This is a genomic window from Streptomyces sp. NPDC000880 (assembly GCF_053599675.1).
The window spans coordinates 41,185-59,961 of sequence record NZ_JBSFMS010000002.1 but is presented as its reverse complement, the minus strand read 5'-3'; the positions used below and the strand labels follow the sequence as shown (position 1 = coordinate 59,961).

Annotated in this window: 17 protein-coding genes; 14 read left to right on the top strand and 3 right to left on the bottom strand. The window is 68.2% G+C overall.

Annotated features, from left to right (window positions below; translation table 11 throughout):
- Positions 1-263: 263 nt before the first annotated feature.
- The 13 genes from ACWDO5_RS01225 (at position 264) to ACWDO5_RS01165 (ending at position 15,405) form a co-directional block, all read left to right on the top strand.
- Positions 264-1,547: an efflux RND transporter periplasmic adaptor subunit gene (locus ACWDO5_RS01225; protein ID WP_450527341.1), complete on the top strand. Its 1,284-nt coding sequence runs from the start codon at positions 264-266 to the stop codon at positions 1,545-1,547.
- Positions 1,544-2,464: an ABC transporter ATP-binding protein gene (locus tag ACWDO5_RS01220; protein ID WP_450527339.1), complete on the top strand. Its 921-nt coding sequence runs from the start codon at positions 1,544-1,546 to the stop codon at positions 2,462-2,464. Before ACWDO5_RS01225 ends, ACWDO5_RS01220 begins: the two co-directional genes overlap by 4 nt.
- Positions 2,461-3,672, top strand: coding sequence for an ABC transporter permease (locus ACWDO5_RS01215; RefSeq protein ID WP_450527338.1), 1,212 nt, complete (start codon positions 2,461-2,463; stop codon positions 3,670-3,672). Before ACWDO5_RS01220 ends, ACWDO5_RS01215 begins: the two co-directional genes overlap by 4 nt.
- A 105-nt stretch (positions 3,673-3,777) precedes the next feature.
- On the top strand, positions 3,778-4,476 hold the full coding sequence (locus ACWDO5_RS01210) for a DUF5666 domain-containing protein (protein ID WP_450527336.1): 699 nt from the start codon (positions 3,778-3,780) through the stop codon (positions 4,474-4,476).
- 58 nt (positions 4,477-4,534) lie between these two features.
- On the top strand, positions 4,535-5,275 hold the full coding sequence (locus tag ACWDO5_RS01205) for a response regulator transcription factor (RefSeq protein WP_450527334.1): 741 nt from the start codon (positions 4,535-4,537) through the stop codon (positions 5,273-5,275).
- Between the two features lie 5 nt (positions 5,276-5,280).
- Entirely contained in the window at positions 5,281-6,819 is a 1,539-nt protein-coding gene (locus ACWDO5_RS01200; RefSeq protein ID WP_450527332.1) for a sensor histidine kinase, read from the top strand.
- A gap of 266 nt (positions 6,820-7,085) precedes the next feature.
- On the top strand, positions 7,086-8,366 hold the full coding sequence (locus ACWDO5_RS01195; protein WP_450527330.1) for an ABC transporter substrate-binding protein: 1,281 nt from the start codon (positions 7,086-7,088) through the stop codon (positions 8,364-8,366).
- Positions 8,367-8,412: 46 nt separating this feature from the next.
- Complete coding sequence (locus tag ACWDO5_RS01190; RefSeq protein WP_450527328.1) at positions 8,413-9,288, top strand: branched-chain amino acid ABC transporter permease; 876 nt, start codon at positions 8,413-8,415, stop codon at positions 9,286-9,288.
- Positions 9,285-10,412, top strand: a complete 1,128-nt coding sequence (locus tag ACWDO5_RS01185) for a branched-chain amino acid ABC transporter permease (RefSeq protein WP_450527327.1) — start codon at positions 9,285-9,287, stop codon at positions 10,410-10,412. Before ACWDO5_RS01190 ends, ACWDO5_RS01185 begins: the two co-directional genes overlap by 4 nt.
- Positions 10,409-11,203, top strand: coding sequence for an ABC transporter ATP-binding protein (locus tag ACWDO5_RS01180; protein ID WP_450527326.1), 795 nt, complete (start codon positions 10,409-10,411; stop codon positions 11,201-11,203). Before ACWDO5_RS01185 ends, ACWDO5_RS01180 begins: the two co-directional genes overlap by 4 nt.
- The gene (locus ACWDO5_RS01175) at positions 11,200-11,901 is read left to right on the top strand and encodes an ABC transporter ATP-binding protein (protein ID WP_450527324.1); all 702 of its coding nucleotides are present in this window, start codon (positions 11,200-11,202) and stop codon (positions 11,899-11,901) included. Before ACWDO5_RS01180 ends, ACWDO5_RS01175 begins: the two co-directional genes overlap by 4 nt.
- A 33-nt stretch (positions 11,902-11,934) precedes the next feature.
- Positions 11,935-12,915 (top strand): acetamidase/formamidase family protein, encoded by a 981-nt coding sequence (locus ACWDO5_RS01170; protein WP_450527322.1) that lies wholly within the window; start codon positions 11,935-11,937, stop codon positions 12,913-12,915.
- 204 nt (positions 12,916-13,119) lie between these two features.
- The gene (locus tag ACWDO5_RS01165; protein ID WP_450527321.1) at positions 13,120-15,405 is read left to right on the top strand and encodes an MMPL family transporter; all 2,286 of its coding nucleotides are present in this window, start codon (positions 13,120-13,122) and stop codon (positions 15,403-15,405) included.
- A gap of 33 nt (positions 15,406-15,438) precedes the next feature.
- Here ACWDO5_RS01165 and ACWDO5_RS01160 read toward each other — a convergent pair whose 3' ends face one another.
- Both ACWDO5_RS01160 and ACWDO5_RS01155 read right to left on the bottom strand, forming a co-directional pair.
- Positions 15,439-16,401 (bottom strand): trypsin-like serine peptidase, encoded by a 963-nt coding sequence (locus ACWDO5_RS01160; RefSeq protein ID WP_450527319.1) that lies wholly within the window; start codon positions 16,399-16,401, stop codon positions 15,439-15,441.
- A gap of 110 nt (positions 16,402-16,511) precedes the next feature.
- On the bottom strand, positions 16,512-16,997 hold the full coding sequence (locus ACWDO5_RS01155) for a GNAT family N-acetyltransferase (RefSeq protein ID WP_450527318.1): 486 nt from the start codon (positions 16,995-16,997) through the stop codon (positions 16,512-16,514).
- Between the two features lie 61 nt (positions 16,998-17,058).
- On the opposite strand from ACWDO5_RS01155, the gene ACWDO5_RS01150 reads away from it, so the two are divergent.
- Positions 17,059-17,856 carry an exodeoxyribonuclease III gene (locus tag ACWDO5_RS01150; RefSeq protein WP_450527316.1) on the top strand — a complete coding sequence of 266 codons (798 nt, stop codon included), beginning with the start codon at positions 17,059-17,061 and terminating at the stop codon, positions 17,854-17,856.
- Positions 17,857-17,993: 137 nt separating this feature from the next.
- Here the strand turns inward: ACWDO5_RS01150 and ACWDO5_RS01145 are convergent, their stop codons facing one another.
- On the bottom strand, positions 17,994-18,629 hold the full coding sequence (locus ACWDO5_RS01145; RefSeq protein WP_450527467.1) for a MerR family transcriptional regulator: 636 nt from the start codon (positions 18,627-18,629) through the stop codon (positions 17,994-17,996).
- Between the last annotated feature and the right edge of the window lie 148 nt (positions 18,630-18,777).

Here is an 18,777-nt window from a genome sequence, read left to right as displayed (position 1 = left end):
GGCCGGTCTCCTTGGGGAGCGGTAATGGGCTGGTGGCGTACCACCGCCGCGTTACTCAACCCCAGCCGTTTGGCAGCGGGCTGGGAGAAACCAAGGAGTTAGCTGGGAACGCGGATCCACCGCACGGGCATCGCTTGGGCGATTTCGCACCATAAGGAGCCACTTCGTACCAGGAGACGGGCGGCCGCAACGGGCGGCGGCCCCCAGGAAGCTCACAGAAAGCTGCCAGGGTTTCGACAAGCTGGGCGGTCAGTCTCTCTGCCATGAGAGTGCTTCCACGGCCGCGCAAGGCCGTCATGGTGAACTTGGTACTCGGCGTTGCGCTCGTGGGAGCCGGCACCGGTGCCTATACGGCGATCAACAGCGACAGCACCGCCACGGCCCCCACGGGCTCGCGTACGGTGACGGTCGCCAAGGGCACCGTCCTGGCAACGGTCTCCGGCTCGGGATCACTTGTCTCCCCCAGTGACGCCGGAGCCAACTTCACCACCGGCGGCACCCTGACGGAGGTGAAGGTCCAACCCGGTGACAAGGTCGCCAAGGGGCAGGTGCTGGCAAAGGTCGATCCGACCTCGGCCGAACAGAGCCTCACTGAGCAGAAGGCAGCCCTGACCGCCGCCGAGGCCGATCTGGCCAAGGCCGAGGACGGCCAGCCGGTCAGCGGTTCCGGCGCCCAGTCCGATCCCTCCCCCAGCACGACGGTCGATCCGTCCGCGGTCGCCCAGGCGGAGGCCCAGGTGGCACAGGCCCAGAACGCGTTGGACACGGCGCAGCAAGCGGTGGACGGCACGGTACTGACCGCCCCGGTCAGCGGCACGGTGGCGTCGGTGGAGGGCGCGGTCGGCGAGACCGTCTCCGGTACGAGCGGCTCGGGCTCCAGCAGCGGTTCCTCGTCTTCCTCGTCTTCCTCGTCCTCCACGTCGACGTCCACGTCGACTCCAAGTGGCTTCGTCGTCATCACCAACCCCACCGGTATGCAGGTGACGGCCAGTTTCTCCGAGGCGGACGCGCTGAAGCTGAAGGAGGGACAGGCCGCCACGGTGACCTTGAACGCCGACTCGGAGAAGGTCCTCAACGCCAAGGTGCTCTCGGTCAGTTCGCTGTCGACCAGCAGCAGCAGTAGCAGCAGCGGCGGGTCGGGGGGATCGAGCAGCACCGCCGTGCAGTACGCGGCCACCCTTGCCATCAACGGTTCGACCGCCGACTTGCGGACCGGGCTGAGCGCGAACGTCCAAGTGGTCACCGGTGAGGCATCCAACGCGTTGCATGTCTCGGCCGCCGCTGTCAGCGGTACGGGCGCGAACCGCAGCGTCACGGTGGTGAACAAGGACGGCAGCACCCAGGTCGTCAGCGTCACCGTGGGACTTCAGGGTGACACCGACGACGAGATCACCAGCGGCCTGACCGAGGGCCAGCAGGTGCAGATCAAGAGTGTCGCTTCCACGGGCAACAACGGATTCCCCGGTGGCGGATTCCCCGGCGGCGGTGGCGGTGGCGGTGGCGGCGGTCGCGGCGGCGCCGGTGGCGGCGGCGGAGGCCGGGGATGAGCCCGCTGCTGCCCCGACGGCGTACGACGGAGACCGAGTTGGCCGAGGTGGGCCCGTGGGGTCCGGCACCGGTCATCGAGGTGCGGTCGCTGGTGAAGAGTTACGGGGAGGGCGAAGGGGCAGTGCACGCGCTGTCCGGACCGGTGGATCCGGTCACCGGCGAGCGGGCCGGGGTCGATCTGACAGTGATGCAAGGTGACTTGGTGGCCGTCATGGGCAGTTCCGGGTCCGGCAAGTCGACCCTGATGAACATTGTGGGCTGTCTGGACGTGCCGACCTCCGGCCGGTATCTGCTGGACGGTATCGATGTGGGCGGGCTGGATGAGGGCCAGTTGTCGCTGGTCCGCAACCGCAAGATCGGTTTCGTCTTCCAGTCGTTCAACCTGGTGCCGCGCACGACCGCGCTCGCCCAGGTCGAACTGCCGCTGGCCTACGCCGGAGTGAAAGCGGCGGAGCGCCGCCGCCGGGCGGTGGCCGCGCTCACGGTGGTGGGGCTCGGCGACCGGCTCGATCACCGGCCCAACCAGCTCTCGGGAGGCCAGCAGCAACGCGTCGCGGTCGCACGCGCCCTCGTCACCTCGCCGGCCATGCTGCTGGCCGACGAGCCGACCGGAAACCTTGACAGCCGCAGCACCGACGAGGTGCTGGGCATCATCGACCGGCTCAACGCCACGGGCCGCACTGTGGTGCTGATCACCCACGAGGACGAGGTGGCCCGGCACGCCAAGCGGGTCATCCGGCTGGTGGACGGCCAGGTCGTCGGGGACGTACGGCAGGCGCCGGTGGAGGGCCCGCCGCCCGCGCTGCGGGACCCGGACGCCTTCGCCGAGGCCCAGTACACCACTCAGCAGTCCGCCCGGCCGGCCGCGCAGCAGGCTGCGCTGCTGGGTACGGCGCCCTGGGGTGCGCACCAGTGAATCCTTTCGAGACTCTGCGGTTCGCGGTGGCGGGCCTGGCGGCCAACAAGGTGCGCTCCTCGCTGACCATGCTCGGCGTCCTCATCGGTGTCGCCGCGGTCATCCTGCTGCTCGCGGTCGGCAACGGCTCCTCGCAGGCGGTGAAGGACTCCATTGAGAAGCTGGGCACCAATTCGCTGACGATTTCCTCCGGCAGCAGTCCCGGCGGCTCAGGCACCGCGACCACGATCAAGCCGCTCACCGTGGACGACGCCAAAGCCCTGGCCGACCCCAAACAGGCACCGAGCATCAAGTCCGTCGCCCCCGAGGTCACCACCTCCCAGACCGCGGTCTACGAAGGCACCTCGTACACCATCGGCCAGGTCGTCGGCACCTACCCCGCCTACTTCGAGGCGTCCAACAGTAAAATTGCCAAGGGCGACTACTTCAGTAACGACGACGTCCTCAACTCCCGCAAGGTCGCGGTCATCGGCTCCACCACGGCCGCCAATGTGTTCGGCACCGTGGACCCGGTCGGCAAGATCATGGTGCTCGGCGGCACACCGTTCACGGTCGTGGGTGAACTGGCCACCAAGGGCGGCAGCGGATTCCAGGACCCGGACGACGTGGTGATCGCACCCCTGCCCACCGTGCAGAACGCGTTCAGCGGTTTCGGCTCCCTCAACCAGATCCTCGTGCAAGCCGTATCGGCCGACGCGACCACCCCGGCACAGAGCGAGATCACCACCGTCCTGATGGGGAAGCACGGCATCACCAACCCGAACGCGCTGGACTTCCGGGTCAGCAGCCAAACCACCCTGCTGACCACCCAGGCTTCCACCAACGACACATTCACTGTCCTGCTCGGCGCGGTAGCCGCCATCTCGCTGCTGGTCGGCGGGATCGGCATCACCAACATCATGCTGGTGACCGTGACCGAGCGGACCCGGGAGATCGGCATCCGCAAGGCGATCGGCGCCCCCAAGGGCGTCATCCTCGGCCAGTTCCTGACCGAATCCACACTGCTGTCGCTGATCGGTGGCGGCCTGGGGGTCGCCGTCGGGGTGCTGGGCTCCCGGTTCAGCATCGTCGGCATCAAACCAGTGATCATCCCGGCGTCCGTCTACGGCGCCCTCGGGATTGCCGTGGCCATCGGCCTGTTCTTCGGCAGCTACCCGGCGAACCGGGCCGCGAGCCTGCGGCCCATCGACGCGCTACGGCACGAATGACCCGGTCCGCATGACCCCCCGACACCACCAGCGCTCCCGGCGGCGGCCATCGGCCGCCGCCCCCGCGATGACGACGATCCACCGTATGGACAGGAGTACCCGGACATGGCCCGCCACCGCCCCCTTGTGAAGGCTGCCGCCCGCGAACCCGCTCCGGCGCCGCCGGACGAGCCGCTGCCCAGCACGGCTCCCGGCACCCCGGACGCGCCCGATTCCGTTGGCCGGCCCGACTACGCCGAGCAGCCCGAAGACGTGCTCGCAGACCCTCCGGACATGCGGGACATCAGTGCAGAGCTGAACGCCCCGCCCCGGCGCAAACTGCCCTGGCCCGCCCTGCTGCTGAGCAGCGCGGTCATCGCGGCGCTGGCCTTCACCGGCGGCGTGCTGGTGGAGAAGGGCCAGTCGTCCGGCTCCTCCGGGCCGGGCGGTGCCCCGGCGGGGGGCGCGGCGGGCGGGCGCCCCGGGGGCGCCCAGGGCGGCGGGGCGGGCGGACAGGCGTCCGGCGCCGGCAGCGCCTCCGCCGGCGGAAGCGGGATGACGGTCGGCACGGTGAAGGTGATCGATGGCAGCACGATCTACGTCAGCGATCCCCAAGGCGCCATCATCAAGGTGACCACCGGCGAGTCCACTCAGGTCAGCCGTTCCGCGAGCGGCAAAGTCTCCGACCTGAAGCCTGGCCAGACCGTCACCGTGCGCGGCAGCCAGAACTCCTCCGGCGACATCACCGCCACGACGGTGACGGAGGGCGGCGCCATGGGAGGGGGCGGCGGAGGCGGGCAGGCCGGAGGCGGTTCCAGGGGCTGATGCCGCGCGTAGACGGTGAGGCGTAGCGCTCAGCCTTTCGTACATATAAAGAGGCTAGATGTCCAAAGATGCACCCGAGGCCAGTTTGCTGGTCGTCGACGACGAACCCAACATCAGGGAACTGCTGGCGGCATCCCTGCGCTTCGTCGGGTTCAAAGTGGTCTCTGCGGCAACAGGTGCCGAAGCACTGGCAGCGGTGGCCAATGAACCCCCTGACCTGGTTATTTTGGATGTGATGCTGCCAGACATGGACGGTTTCACCGTGGTAAAGCGGCTGCGTGAGGACTCCGGCGCCTACAACCTGACAGCAGCCGCCAGCCGCGAGCATCTACCCGTCCTGTTCCTCACCGCCAAAGACGGCACCGACGACAAAATCAGCGGCCTGACCGCCGGAGGCGACGACTACGTCACCAAACCCTTCAGCCTGGAAGAACTGATCGCGCGCATCCGGGCCATACTGCGCCGCACCGGCGGCCCGGACACCAACGGCACCCTGATGGTCGACGACCTCGAACTCGACCCTGTCGGCCATCAGGTGCTGCGCTCCGGCCGCCCGGTCCCGCTGTCACCCACCGAGTTCAGACTGCTCGAACACCTCATGGCCAACGCCGGCCGGGTGCTGTCCAAAGCGCAGATCCTCGACCACGTCTGGGCCTACGGCTGCAGCGGGGACCTCAGTATCGTCGAGTCGTACATCTCCTACCTGCGCCGCAAGATCGACTCCGGCGAGGACGGCGCCCCCAAACTCATCCACACCGTACGCGGCGTCGGCTACGTGCTGCGCGCCCCGCACGGATGACCGCGATGCGTATCGGATTGGCCCGTTGGACGCGTGCCTGGCGTCCGTCGCCACTCTCCCTGCGGTCCCGGCTCGTCGTGCTGTCCGTCGTGCTGGTCGTAGTCGGCCTCGGCGTGAGCGACACCGTGGTGCTCGGCTACGTTCGGGGCGATCTCGTTCAGCGCGTCGACCAACAGCTCAAAAGGTACGGAGGTCCGTTGGCGCGTCGGCTCGCCAACGGTGGCCCGCCTTCGTCGAACACGCAGAACAACGGCCTCAGCAAGCCCTGGCTGCCCAGCCAGTACGTGGTCGCCTTCGCCGCGTCCGACGGCAAGATCTCCCAGCAACTGAGCGTCCCGGTCTCCCCCGGTGATGCTCGTCCACAGTGGCCGGTCATGGACGCCGCCCAGTTGCGCGCCCGCACCGGCACACCCTTCGAGATCCCCAGTGACCATGGCGAGAGCGACTGGCGGGTGCTCATCCTCCCCGTCCCGGGGGCCACCGCCCGGCACCCGCTTCGGTCCGGCAACGAACAGACCACCGGACACGCAGGCGCCCTCCCCGCGAGGATCGTGGTGGCCGCATCCCTCCACGACGTGACCTCCACGACCGACAGCCTGCGCACCGCCTTCCAGCTGATCGGCGCGGTCGTGGCGGCTCTGCTGGGCCTGGCCGGCTGGTTCGCGATGGGGGCCGGACTCCGCCCGCTGCACCTCATCGAGGCCACCGCCACTGAGATCGCCGCCGGCCGCCCGCTGTCGCACCGGATGCCGTACGCCTCAACGCGTACCGAGGCCGGACGGTTGTCCACCGCGCTCAACATCATGCTCGCGCGGATCGAGTCCGCCTTCGCCGCCCGCGCCGAATCCGAGGCCCGCATGCGGCGCTTCATAGCCGACGCCAGCCACGAACTGCGCACCCCGCTCGTCAGCATCCGTGGCTTCGCCGAGCTGTACCGGATGGGTGCGCTGCCCGACCAGGCCGACGTCAGGCGCACGATGGCCCGAATCGAGAGCGAGGCGATACGGATGGGCGGCCTGGTCGAGGACCTGCTTACCCTGGCCCGCGCCGACGAAAGCCGTCCCCTGCAACTCGCCCCGATGGATCTGCGCACTCTCGCCGCCGACGCCCTGCACGACACCACGGCCCTCGACGCCACCCGGCTTGTCCACCTCACCGGCCCCGGCGGCGACAGCCCGTCGGCACCCGCCGTCGTCCTCGGCGACGAAGCCCGCCTGCGCCAGGTCGTCGCCAATCTCGTCGGCAACGCCATCGCCCACACCCCACCCGGCACCTCCATACGCATCGGCGTCGGCATCGAGAACGGCCACGGCGTCATCGAAGTCGCCGACCAAGGCCCCGGCCTCCAGCCCGACCAAGCCACCCGGGTCTTCGAACGGTTCTACCGCGCAGACGCCGCCCGCACCCGCCGCGAAGGGGGCGGCGCCGGCCTCGGCCTCGCCATCGTCACCGCTCTGGTCACCGCCCACAACGGCCACGTCGACCTCACCACCACCCCAGGAAGAGGTGTGACCTTCCGCGTACGCATCCCATCAGCGGAATGAACACACCTGGGTCCTGGTGAAGTTGGTCGGCCGGTTTTCCCTGTCCTGGGGCGTCCGGTGCCCGCCGGTGCGGCGGGCGGTGCCGTGAGACGCGGATCTTAACGATTGAACCCGAGCCGTAACACTGAGTTAATAAATCTAGGAAACCCTTCCTCCAGAAAATATTTCGGGTAGCGGGAACTTAACTCCACCTGGCGAGATCTCGGCATGCCTTCGCTCGCTCCGACCACTAAGGAACACCTGTGATACGAGTCAGACGTTCGGTAATGGCGGCTTTCGGCCTCGCGGTGCTCGCGCTGACCAGCGCCTGTGGAGGCGGTCCCGCAGCCGGATCGGGTGACACGATCAACATCGGCCAGCTCGAGGACCACTCGGGCAACCTGGCGATCGTCGGCAACCAGAAGTACCACGCGGCCCAGCTGGCCGTGGCGCAACTGAACGCCAAGGGTGGGCTTCTGGGCAAGAAGATCAACCTGATCGCCCCGGACACGCAGTCCGACAACACCCGCATGCAGCAGCTCGCGCGAGAGCTGATCGTCAAGAACAAGGTGCCGGTGATCTTCGGCGCGCAGACCAGCGCCCAGCGCGAGGCCATCCGCCCGATCATCGACCAGTACAAGCAGCTGTACTTCTACACCAACCAGTACGAGGGCGGTGTGTGCGACTCGAACGAATACAACACCGGCGCGGTGCCCGAGCAGCAGGTCGCCACCCTCATGCCCTACCTCGTCGAGCACTTCGGCAAGCGCGTCTACGTCATCGCCGCGGACTACAACTTCGGGCACCTCACCTCCGACTGGGTGAAGGCGATCACCAAGGCCTCCGGCGGCAGCGTCGTCGGGCAGGAGTTCGTTCCGCTGTCGCAGAACGAGTTCAGCAGCTCGATCGCCCGGATCAAGGCGGCCAAGCCCGACGTCCTGATCCCGCTGCTGGTCGGTAACGACCAGTCCTCCTTCTTCCCGCAGTGGGCCTCGTCCGGCATCAAGAACCTGCCCATGGGCTCCACCGTGATCGTGGCCCAGGGCTACGAGCACCTTCGCTTCGCGCCCCCGGCCGCGGCCAACATCTACGTCCCCACCAACTTCATCAAGGAGTTGGGCCAGAACAACCTGCCGTCCGCCAAGCCCTTCGTGGACGAGTGGATGAAGATGTTCCCGAAGGACCCGTACATCAACGAAGAGGCCGAGTCCGAGTACGACGCCATCATGCTGTGGGCCGAGGCCGTCAAGAAGGCCGGCACCACCGACAAGGAGAAGGTAAAGGCCGCGCTCAACAGCGGCCTCACCTACCAGTCCCCGTCGGGCCCGGTGACCATCGACCCCAAGACGCACGCCGCCGTCCGTGACATCTACCTGGCGCACACCACCGAGCAGCAGAAGATCGAGTTCCCGGTGATGTGGAAGGGCGTCCAGCCCAACTGGCTCAGCACGGTCGCCGGCTGTGACCTCACCAAGAAGGACGACACCACGCAGTACACCCCCTCCGCGAAGATGCCGGCGAAGGTGACGCAGGAGCTGAAGGCGATCCCGTTCAAGGCGAAGCCGTGACCGAGGTCCTGTGGCATGGAAGCCGGCACCCCCGAGGGGGCGTGTCATGTCAGCGGTGATCAGCGTCTTCTTCCAGGCGTCCCAGATCTTCGGTGTCTTCCTGATCGTTTCGCTGGGGCTGTCCATCATCTACGGGGTGCTGGGCGTCATGAACCTCGCGCACGGCGAGCTCATGACGATCGGCGCCTACGCGACGGTCCTGGCCGTGAACGCGGGACTCCCGCTCCCCCTGGGAATCCTGCTCGCGACGGTGCTCGTCGCGCTGCTCGGCCTGGTCCTGGACCTGGCCATCATGCGCCGGTTGTACACCCGGCCCACGGACGCGATCGTGGTCACCTTCGGGGTGAGCCTGGTGGTGATCCAGGCGTTGCTGCTCATCTTCGGGTCGACGCAGAGCAGTCGCATCCCGAGTCCCGGAGGCGAACTGACCATCGCGGGTGAGTCCGTCCCCACGTACCGGTTGCTCGTGACGGTCGTCGGCATCATCGCGACCTACGGGCTGTATCTGGCCTTCCAGAAGACGAAGCTGGGGACCAATATCCGGGCGGTGTCCAAGGACGAGGACATGGCGGGCTGCTTCGGGATCGACACCCGCGCCACGTACACCATCGCGTTCGTGCTCGGCGCGGCGCTGGCCGGGCTCGCCGGAGGTCTGGTCGCTCCGACCATCAGCCTCACGCCGAGCCTGGGGCAGGGCTTCGTGGTGTACGCGTTCGTCATCGTCGTCGTGGCCGGTGAACGCACCTTCCAGGGAACCTTCCTGGCCTCGGCCGCGTATGCCCTCCTCGACGCGGTGGTCTCGTACCGATTCGGCAGTTTCTACGGGGTTCTCTCCCTCCTGGGCGCCACCCTGGTGCTGATCCGGATCCTTCCGGGAGGGTTCTCCGCAATTCTCCGGCGACCCCGGTTGGCGGCCATATGACACTCTCAATTGGGCGGCTTCGCCCGTCCGCTCTCGGTATCCAAAGTCGCTCCGGTCATCCCTCACCCGGTGGGTCGAGAATCGCTCTGCTGCTCTGTACGGCCGGTTTCCTGATCTTTCCGTTCGCGGCGCCGGAGTACACGGTTCTCGTCTCGGTCAGCTTCCTGACCTTCGCGATCCTGACCGTGAGTCAGGTGCATGTCTGGGGCTTCGGCGGGATCTTCTCCTTCGCGCAGGCGGCGTTCTACGCTCTGGGCGCGTACGCCTACGCGGTCATCGCGGGCAACCTCGACGCGGACATCGGCCCCATCGTCGCTCTCGTGACCGCTCCGCTCGTGGTGCTTGCGCTGGCCGCATTCTTGGGGTTCTTCATCTTCTACGGGCGGATGGGCGCCCTCCTGCTGGGCATCGTCACCCTCTCGTTCAGCTTGATGCTGGGAACGTTCCTCAACCAGACCGGGGGGGAGAACTACCACATCGGCAAGGTCCTGCTGGGCGGTTACAACGGCATCAACAACGTCGCCCCGTTGTTCGTCGGCGGCGTTCCGGTGGGCACGACGACCCTGTATTTCCTGACCGCCGCCGTGCTGCTGGCGGGGGTCGCCGCAGTGTCGCTGTTGCGTTTTTGGCGCATCGGCATCGGCATCCGGGCGGTGGCGGAGCATCCCGTTCGGGCCGAGCTCTTCGGCTACAACGTGCGGGCCTATCGTTTGGGCATCTTCGTCACCGGGGCCGCGTTCGCGGCGGCCGGCGGCGAGTTCTACGCCCTGTGGGGCTCGTACACCAGTCCCACGCTCCTCACCCTGCAGAGCATCACCCTGCCCGTCGTCATCGCGGCGATTGCGGGCCGCGACCGGGCCATCTCCGCGATGCTCGCCGCGCTCGTCTACTCGCTGGTGTCGCAGAACCTGGCCTCCGGCGGTGCCTCGTACGCACTGATCGTCCTCGGGGTCGGCCTGGTCGTGGTGATGCTCGTGACTCCGGGTGGCGTCGGCGGCTGGGTGACGAAGCAGGTCGGCAGGCTCCTGTCCGGTTCCGGAAAGGACGCGCCCGCACCGCCCTCGAAGGGCTCCGGCCAGGTCGATCGGGTCACGGCCGGGTCGACGGCGGGAGGCGGCGCATGAACGCGACCAAGTACGCGGGTCCGCACGGCGGTTCGCGCAGCTCGGCCGCCTCGCTGGTGGTGAAGGACCTCACCGTGGCGTTCGACGAGTTCCGGGCGCTGGACGGGCTCAGCCTCGAGATCCCCGCGGGAAGCTGCCTGGGTCTCATCGGACCGAACGGAGCCGGGAAGTCCACCCTGTTCCGGGCGGTCCTGGGGCTGGTGCCCGTGGCGTCCGGGACCATCGAGATGGACGGGCAGAACGTCACCGGCTGGTCGATGGTGCGGCGGGTGCGCCGTGGCATCGGGACGACGCTGCAGTCCGGTGGCGTGTTCCTCGGACTGACGGTCCGGGAGAGCCTGGTCATGGCGGCCAGGCGGGGTCCGCGCAAGTGGGACCTGGCCGGTGCGCTCGAGACCCACCATCTGACCGACATGGCTGACCTCCCGGTCTCGGAACTGTCGCACGGCTACCAGCAACGCCTGGAACTGGCCATGGCCGAGGTGTCCTCGCCGAGGATCCTGCTCCTGGACGAGCCCGTCGCCGGGATGAGCGCCGTCGAGACCGAGGCCATGGTGCAGAGCGTCCAGGCGGTCAACCGGGCCGGCATCACGGTCATGTTCATCGACCATGACCTCGCCTTCGTCCGTGCCCTGGCGGAGGAGATCGCGGTGATGCATCAGGGCAAGCTGATCGCCAAGGGGACGCCCGACGAGATATCGGAAGACCCGGAGATCATGTCGATTTACTTCGGTACCGCCGACGGCCACAGGAAAGCGCCTGAGACGTCCGTAGAAGGGGCGACACGATGAAGCCTCTGCTCGAGGTGCGGGGATTGGACGCCGGGTACGGCAAGACCCGCATTCTGCGTGACATCACCTTCTCCGTCGGACCGGAGATCGTGGGCATGGTCGGCCGGAACGGAGTCGGCAAGACCACGCTGGCCCGCACGCTGATGGGAAGCCTTCCGTATCTCGGCGGAGAGGGCACGCTGTTCGGCGATGAATTCCTGAACAAAAGGGCCCACGCTCGCTCCAGGGCGGGTCTGGGATATGTCCCGCAGGGAGCGCGGCTCATCGCCGACCTGAGCGTCCAGGAGAACATCACCCTGGGGCTCTCGTCCGGCGACGTCGATGGCGAACTTCTGGAGATGCTGTACCAGGAATTCCCGCGGCTGCCGAGCCTTCTCGGCCGCCGGGCGGGCAGCCTCAGCGGCGGCGAGCGCGCGGCGGCCGCCTTCGCGCGGTGCCTCGTGCGCCGACCGCGGCTGATGGTGCTCGACGAGCCGACCGAGGGCGTGCAGCCCAACCTCATCCAGGCCATGTCGCGCGTCCTGCGCACGTACGCCGAGCAGGCCGACGCCGGGGTCCTGATGATCGAGCAGGACCTGGACATGGTCGCGGGACTGGCGAGCCGCTGCCTCGTGGTGGACCAGGGGTCGATCGTCGATGAGCTGGCTCCGTCCGAGCTTCTCGTGGAAGAAAACCGCCGTCGGATCCTCGCGCTGTGACCCCTCACGGCGCGCGCGAAAGGAATTGTTTTTATGTCAGAGAGCTCATCGCCCGAGACCATTGTCGTCAAGGCCGGTCCTGAGTACCCATATGTTTACTCCCGTTACCTTGAGCCCATTGTCACGGTGCCGGTCGGCGTTCCCGTTGAGATCTACACCGAGGACGCCTTCGAGGGGCATCTGCACAGCTCGGATCAGCGGCCGACCGAGGTTCTCGGCAAATACCTGAACCCGCAGACGGGGCCGATCTTCGTTGAGGGCGCCGAGCCGGGGGACACCCTGGTGGTGGACATCGCGGATGTCGAGCTGACTCGTGACTGGGCGGTCAGCACCCATATCCCGGACTTCGGGGGGCTGACGTCCACGACGTTCACCCGGACCCTCCAGGACCCGCTTCCCGAGAAGGTGTGGATCTACCGCCGGCAGCCCGACGGGAACTTCGCCTACTCGGACAAGTTCTCGGTCACGCCGCACCCCTTCATGGGCACGATGGGCACCGCTCCCGACCTCGAGGTGCTCTCGGCGCTGACCCCGTCCATGCACGGCGGCAACATGGACGTCCGTGACGTCTGCGCCGGGCGGCGCGTGTACTTCCCGGTGAACGTCCCGGGCGCGTACTTCTACACCGGAGACTGCCACGCCGCGCAGGGCGACGGCGAGGCGTGCGGTGTCGCGCTGGAGATCAGCGGCAAGGTCACCCTCACGTTCGGGCTGATCAAGGGCAAGTCCATCACGTGGCCGCGGATCGAGTCGCCCGATGAGATCATGGTGGTCGGCAGCGCCCGTCCCATGGAGGATGCCGCGAGAATCGCCTACGCGGAGCTGGTCGGCTGGCTCGAAGAGGGCTTCGGCTTCGACAAGTGGGACGCCTACCAGTACATCAGCCAGTGCGGAAAGATGTACGTGGGGAACATGGTCGACACCTACTACTCCGTCGTAGGAAAGATCCGCAAGCCCGGCCCCATCCCCGGTCAGGAGATCGAAGGCCTCGCCCCGTGGGAGGGCGGCGAATGACCGCCTGAGTTGGCCTCGCGCCCCCCAGTTCGACCCCACCCGCGAACGGTCCACAACGACTGACGACGTCCCTCCGATCATCATGATCGGGCGGGACGTCGTCTTTTGTGCATCGAGATGGTGCGTGACCGTTGCGCATGCCGTCCTGGCGAATCGGGCTTCTAATGCGGAATGTCCGCTTCGGTTTCTCGTCGGGAGACACACATGACGAAGGCTGAGCTGCCCCCGCAGACCTCCCGCCTGTCCGAACCCGCGCCCCGTAAGGGGCTCCTGCGCAGGCTCGGTGAATGGTGCGCCCGCCGCTGTGTCTTCGTCCTCGTCGCCTGGCTGGTCGTCCTCGCCGGCCTTCAGGTCCTGCATCACGCGTACGGCGGTGACTATTCCGACGACTTCTCGCTGCCCGGCGTCCAATCGACACAGGGGCTGGACGTGCTCGAGAAGCATCAGCCATCCGCCGGGGGCTACAGCGGCCAGATCGTTCTGCACGACACCTCGAACCCGCTCACCGCCCACGGAACGCAGATGTCCACCGTGATCGGCGATCTGCAGAAGCTGCCGCATGTGATCTCGGCGCAGAATCCGCTGCCTCCCGCCGGGGCCACTCCACCGCCGCAGCCGTCCGGCCAGAACGTCGGTCCGCTGTCCTCGGACGGTTCAACGGCGTACATCACGGTCCGCTTCGACGAGCAGCCCTCCACCTTTGAGGAGTCGTATCTCGACGGGGTGGACAAGGCGGTCCAGCCGCTGCGGGCCGCCGGAGTGGATGTGGAGTACGGCGGTCCGCTGGGTGAGCTGGCCCGGCCCGCGGCCAACGACCGGCTCAGTGAGGTGATCGGCTTCAGCGTGGCGATCGTGGTCCTGCTGGTCGGCTTCGGCAGTGTTCTCGCCGCCCTTGTGCCGCTGCTGACGGCGCTGATCAGCGTGATCTGCGGGCTTGCCCTGCTCGGGATGCTCGCCGCCGCGTTCACCTTCGCGACGGTCTCACCCACGCTGGCCACCATGATCGGCCTCGGTGTGGGTATCGACTACGCGCTGTTCCTGATCACCCGGCACCGGCAGAACCTCATGGACGGCGCAGACCCGGTGAACGCCGCCGGCCAGGCGGTGGCCACCAGCGGCCGGGCGGTGCTCGTCTCGGGTTGCACGGTCATCATCGCCCTGGCCGGACTGTCCGTCTCCGGCGTCAGCTTCATCGCCAAACTCGGGGTGGCCGCCGCCGTCACCGTGGTCACGGCGGTCATCGGCGCGCTCGCGCTGGTGCCCGCTCTGCTGGGGCTGATGGGCCGGCGAATCGACAAGTACCGGGTGCGCAAGCCGATCGCGGAGACGGACGCCGAGCCGGGTGAGGAGGCGCACGGAACCTGGCACCGGTACGCGCAGCGCGTCCAGCGCCGGCCGTGGCAGTTCCTGGCCGGCGGGGTGGCCGTCATCGCGGTGCTCGCCGTACCGCTGTTCTCCATCCAGCTCGGCCATATCGGGGACGGCGCCGACCCGAAGTCCTTCACCGACCGGCGGGCGTTCGACCTGATGTCCGAGGCCTTCGGGCCGGGCTCCAACGGGCCGATGACCCTCGTCATCGACCAGACCTCGGTGGCGTCGGCCGACCGGGCGGCACTCTCCGCGCAGGCCCAGCAGGCGCTCAGCAATGTGCCGGGCGCCGCCACCATCACGCCGCTGCAGCCGACTCAGGACGGGGACGTACTTGTCGCGACCGCCTACTCGCAGCAGGCGCCGCAGGACGAGGAGACCACAAAGCTGGTCAACCGGCTGGTGGACGACGTCATGCCCCAGGCCGTGTCCGGCACCTCCGCCGACGGCTATGTGACTGGCACGACCGCCGCCCAGGTCGACTTCCTGGACATCGTCTCCAGCCGGCTGCCCCTGATCATCGCCGTGGTGGTCGCCCTCGCCTTCATCATCATCCTGATCGTCTTCCGCGGAGTGCTGGTCGCCCTCAAGGCGGCCGCGTTGAACGTCCTTTCCATCGCGGCCTCGTACGGAGTCGTGGTGGCCGTCTTCCAATGGGGCTGGGGCGGCCCGGCGCTGGGGGTGTCGGGCAAGGTACCCGTCGAGAGCTACGTGCCGATGATGATGTTCGCGATCGTCTTCGGTCTGAGCATGGACTACGAGATCTTCCTTCTCTCCCGCGTCCATGAGGCGTGGCTGCGCACCGGCGACCCGCAGGCGAGCGTCGCGCACGCGCTTGAGATCACCGCGCGGGTGATCACCTGCGCTGCGCTGATCATGGTCAGCGTCTTCGCCGCCTTCATCATCAGCGACAGCATCGTCGTGAAGATGCTCGGTCTCGGCCTCGCCGTGAGCGTGCTGATCGACGCGACCGTGGTGCGGCTGCTGCTGGTGCCGGCGGTGATGACGCTGCTCGGGCGGGCTGCCTGGTGGACGCCGCGGTGGCTGGACCGGATCCTGCCGCACGTGGACACCGAGGGCGTGCACGAGACGGCGGTCGCGCCCCGGGGCGGCGGGGGCTGAGCGGCCCCCGCCGGCCCGAGTGGCTCAAGCGGTTCAGGAGACCTGGGCCTTGTCGTAGACGGCCTTGGCCTCATTGCCGAAGTACGGCCCGAACATCCGGTTCGGCAGGAAGGTGTAGCCGAAGCTGTTCACCGAGGCCTGCAGGCCGGTGCCGGTGGCCTCGCTGAACGAGGTGAACCAAGGGCCGCCGCTGGAGCCGCCGGTCATATTGCAGCCCAGGCTGTGGTCCGTCGAGAACAGGAAGTCCTTCGAGGAGTTCCCGCTGCAGTAGATGAGCTTCGTGCCGTCGTACGGAGAGGCCGCGGGGAAGCCGAAGGCGTACATCGCCTTGTTGTAGCCGCCGTTGAAGCTCAGGCCCTGAGCGCCGACCGTCTCGGCGAGCTTCTTGCCGCCCAGCGGGGCGACGACGGCCGCGCCGACGTCGTAGTTGATGTCCTCGCTCGCCACCCACTGGTCGGTGGAGAAGGTCTTGGTGGCGGGCCACTGGCCGTAGGGCGCCTGGCCGTTGTTGTACGCCGGTACGAAGACCCAGTTGGTGTGCCAGCTGCCCTGGTACTTCACGCAATGGCCCGCGGTGATCACGGTGCCGCCGTTCTGGCTGGTGACGGAGTTGCCGGAGCAGGAGGCCGTACGCCCCTGGAAGGTGAAGAACACCCGCCCGGACGTCTTGACCACGGCGCCGCCACCCGTCCACGGGCCGCCGGCCTGCGGGAAGGCGGTGGGCGAGACGGCGGTGGGGGATATGACGGTTTCCTTGCCGCCGCGCTTGGGCGTCCCGAGCGCCTTGAGGCCGTCGCGGGTCAGCGGCAGCAGATCGAGCGGGGTGGCGTTGCGCATCCGCTCAGCGGTCCAGAAGCCCTGCGTCTGCCGCTGCTTGAAGACCGTGGGGGCAGGAGCGGGGGCGGGGGCGGCGTCCGCGGCGGTGGCCGACAGCGCGCCGGCGAGCAGGGCGGCGACGGTCAGCAGGATCCCGGCGGGGGTGCGATGGCGTCTCACGCATGTCTCCTTCTGCCGCGCCCGCGCGTGGTGTCGCGCGGGCAGGGTGGGGGATGAGGCGGTGCGGATCGGCGTGCGTGAGGCAGAGTGCCACGGGAAGCACGTTTATGTCAGGGGCGCGACAAGGGCTTGGCGAAGCAGCGGCTGTTCTCGTACTCCCGGTAGTGGCCGAATTTCGAGCACGGCAGATAGCCGGCCGAGGTGTAGAGCCCGATCGCCTCGGGCTGCATGATGCCGGTCTCCAGCACCATCCGGGTACGGCCGGCGGCGCGGGCGTCGTCCTCCAGGGCGGCCAGGATGCGACGGGCGAGACCGAGGCCGCGCGACTCGGGGACCACGTACATGCGCTTGAGCTCGGCGTCACCGTCCAAGTAGCCCTCGGGGTTCGCGTCCTGCGAGCGCCAGCCGCCGGTCGCGACGGGCCGGCCCTGATCGTCGTACGCGAGGAGGTAGAGGCCGCGGGGCGGCAGGAACATCGAGGGGCCGAGTGGTGTGACATCGCCCTCATCGCCGTACCGCTCGGCGTATTCGAGCTGAACCTGGTCGTTGAGTTTGACGGCGTCGGGGTGGTCGAACGCCATGGCGCGGAAATTCATGGGCAGATCGTACGGGTATGCGAAGGCGGGCTGCCGGTGTGGTGCTCGGTAGGGTGCCGGAATGCTCACCGTGACAACTGTGAATGTGAATGGACTCCGCGCCGCGGCCAAGAAGGGCTTCGTCCAGTGGCTGGCCGGCACCGATGCCGACGCGATCTGCCTGCAGGAGGTCCGGGCCGAGGCCCACCAGCTCCCGGACGAAGTGCGCGAGCCGGACGGCTGGCACACGGTGCACGCCCCGGCCGGGGCGAAGGGGCGCGCGGGTGTCTCCCTCTACACGCGGCGGGAGCCGGACGCGGTGCGGATCGGCTTCGGGTCGACCGAGTTCGACGGAAGCGGGCGGTACGTCGAGGCGGACCTGCCGGGTGTCACGGTGGCGAGCCTGTACCTGCCGTCGGGAGAGGTGGGGACGGACCGCCAGGACGAGAAGATCCGGTTCATGGGCGAGTTCCTGCCCTATCTGCGCGAACTGAAGGCCCGCGCGGCGGCGAACGGGCGCGAGGTGGTGGTCTGCGGCGACTGGAACATCGCGCACCGGGAGGTGGACCTCAAGAACTGGAAGGGCAACAAGAAGAACTCCGGCTTCCTGCCCGAGGAGCGGGAGTGGCTGTCCCGGGTCTTCGACGAGGCGGAGTACGTGGACGTGGTCCGGGCGCTGCACCCGGACCAGGACGGGCCGTACTCGTGGTGGTCGTACCGCGGGCGGGCCTTCGACAACGACACGGGCTGGCGCATCGACTACCAAGTGGCAACGGCGGGCCTGGCGGGGCGCGCGGTGAAGGCGTGGGTGGAGCGTGCGGCGACGCACGGGGAGCGGTGGAGCGACCATGCGCCGGTGACGGCGGTGTACGAGCTGTAGCCGGACTCGCTTTCGCGGACGGCTTCCTCCGCATCCTTAACTGTGGTCGTGGTCCATCGCACCATAGCCATGGATGCGCGCGCCGGTCATGAACTCCCGCTGCGGCACCGCGCTTTGACCAGAAGTGATCAAAATGATCAGCGGGGGCCGGACTCGGGCACCTTGCGCAGATACCGGGCCAGCGCCATCGAAAGTTCCGCGTCCACCACGCTCTTCGCCAGCGGCCGCAGCCTGTCCACTTCGCCCTCCGCGGTGTGAGCGCGCAGGACTTCGACGAAGAGTTCCGCCAGCGCGTCCGCGTGGGCCCGGACCCGGCGGCCGGCGTCCAGGACCGTCGCCAGTGGGACGCCCTCGCGGACCAGGGCGGATGAGACGTCCAGCAGGCGGCGGCTGATGTGGACGATCTCTTCGCCGTCCGTCGCCAGGTAGCCGAGGTCCAGCGCGGCCGCCAGGTTCTCGGGGGTGACCTCGCCCTCGAAGTAGTCGGCGAGTTCCTCGGGGGTGAGGCGGACCGGCTCCTCCTCGGTGGGGGCACCGAGGCCGAGGACGTCACCGACGTCGCGGCCGCTCTCGTAGGCGGTGGCGAGATCGGCGATGCCGTTGAGAGTGTGGCCGCGCTCCAGCAGGGCGGCGATCGTACGGAGCCGGGCCAGGTGATGCTCGTCGTACCAAGCGATACGGCCCTCGCGGCGCGGCGGCGGGATCAGCCCGCGCTCGCGGTAGAAGCGCAGAGTGCGCACCGTGATGCCGGCCTCCCTGGCCAGCTCCTCCATGCGGTACTCGCGTCCGTCTGCCACAGGGGAAGCCTATGTTGTACCGCCGGTAACTTGTTGGGTCCTGCCCCTACCGCTCGGTATGACAGTGCTCTACTCTCCCCATCACGCCAGTGATCGCTGGCGGTTTTTGGCGGTGGCAGGGTTG

What these genes read in the sequence shown, in the direction of transcription:
- ACWDO5_RS01225 (WP_450527341.1), top strand. Translation starts at nt 264, where the DNA reads ATGAGAGTGCTTCCACGGCCGCGCAAGGCCGTCATGGTGAACTTGGTA.
- ACWDO5_RS01220 (WP_450527339.1), top strand. Translation starts at nt 1,544, where the DNA reads ATGAGCCCGCTGCTGCCCCGACGGCGTACGACGGAGACCGAGTTGGCC.
- ACWDO5_RS01210 (WP_450527336.1), top strand. Translation starts at nt 3,778, where the DNA reads ATGGCCCGCCACCGCCCCCTTGTGAAGGCTGCCGCCCGCGAACCCGCT.
- ACWDO5_RS01205 (WP_450527334.1), top strand. Translation starts at nt 4,535, where the DNA reads ATGTCCAAAGATGCACCCGAGGCCAGTTTGCTGGTCGTCGACGACGAA.
- ACWDO5_RS01200 (WP_450527332.1), top strand. Translation starts at nt 5,281, where the DNA reads ATGCGTATCGGATTGGCCCGTTGGACGCGTGCCTGGCGTCCGTCGCCA.
- ACWDO5_RS01195 (WP_450527330.1), top strand. Translation starts at nt 7,086, where the DNA reads ATGGCGGCTTTCGGCCTCGCGGTGCTCGCGCTGACCAGCGCCTGTGGA.
- ACWDO5_RS01190 (WP_450527328.1), top strand. Translation starts at nt 8,413, where the DNA reads ATGTCAGCGGTGATCAGCGTCTTCTTCCAGGCGTCCCAGATCTTCGGT.
- ACWDO5_RS01185 (WP_450527327.1), top strand. Translation starts at nt 9,285, where the DNA reads ATGACACTCTCAATTGGGCGGCTTCGCCCGTCCGCTCTCGGTATCCAA.
- ACWDO5_RS01180 (WP_450527326.1), top strand. Translation starts at nt 10,409, where the DNA reads ATGAACGCGACCAAGTACGCGGGTCCGCACGGCGGTTCGCGCAGCTCG.
- ACWDO5_RS01175 (WP_450527324.1), top strand. Translation starts at nt 11,200, where the DNA reads ATGAAGCCTCTGCTCGAGGTGCGGGGATTGGACGCCGGGTACGGCAAG.
- ACWDO5_RS01170 (WP_450527322.1), top strand. Translation starts at nt 11,935, where the DNA reads ATGTCAGAGAGCTCATCGCCCGAGACCATTGTCGTCAAGGCCGGTCCT.
- ACWDO5_RS01165 (WP_450527321.1), top strand. Translation starts at nt 13,120, where the DNA reads ATGACGAAGGCTGAGCTGCCCCCGCAGACCTCCCGCCTGTCCGAACCC.
- ACWDO5_RS01155 (WP_450527318.1), bottom strand. Translation starts at nt 16,997, where the DNA reads ATGAATTTCCGCGCCATGGCGTTCGACCACCCCGACGCCGTCAAACTC.
- ACWDO5_RS01150 (WP_450527316.1), top strand. Translation starts at nt 17,059, where the DNA reads ATGCTCACCGTGACAACTGTGAATGTGAATGGACTCCGCGCCGCGGCC.
- ACWDO5_RS01145 (WP_450527467.1), bottom strand. Translation starts at nt 18,629, where the DNA reads ATGGAGGAGCTGGCCAGGGAGGCCGGCATCACGGTGCGCACTCTGCGC.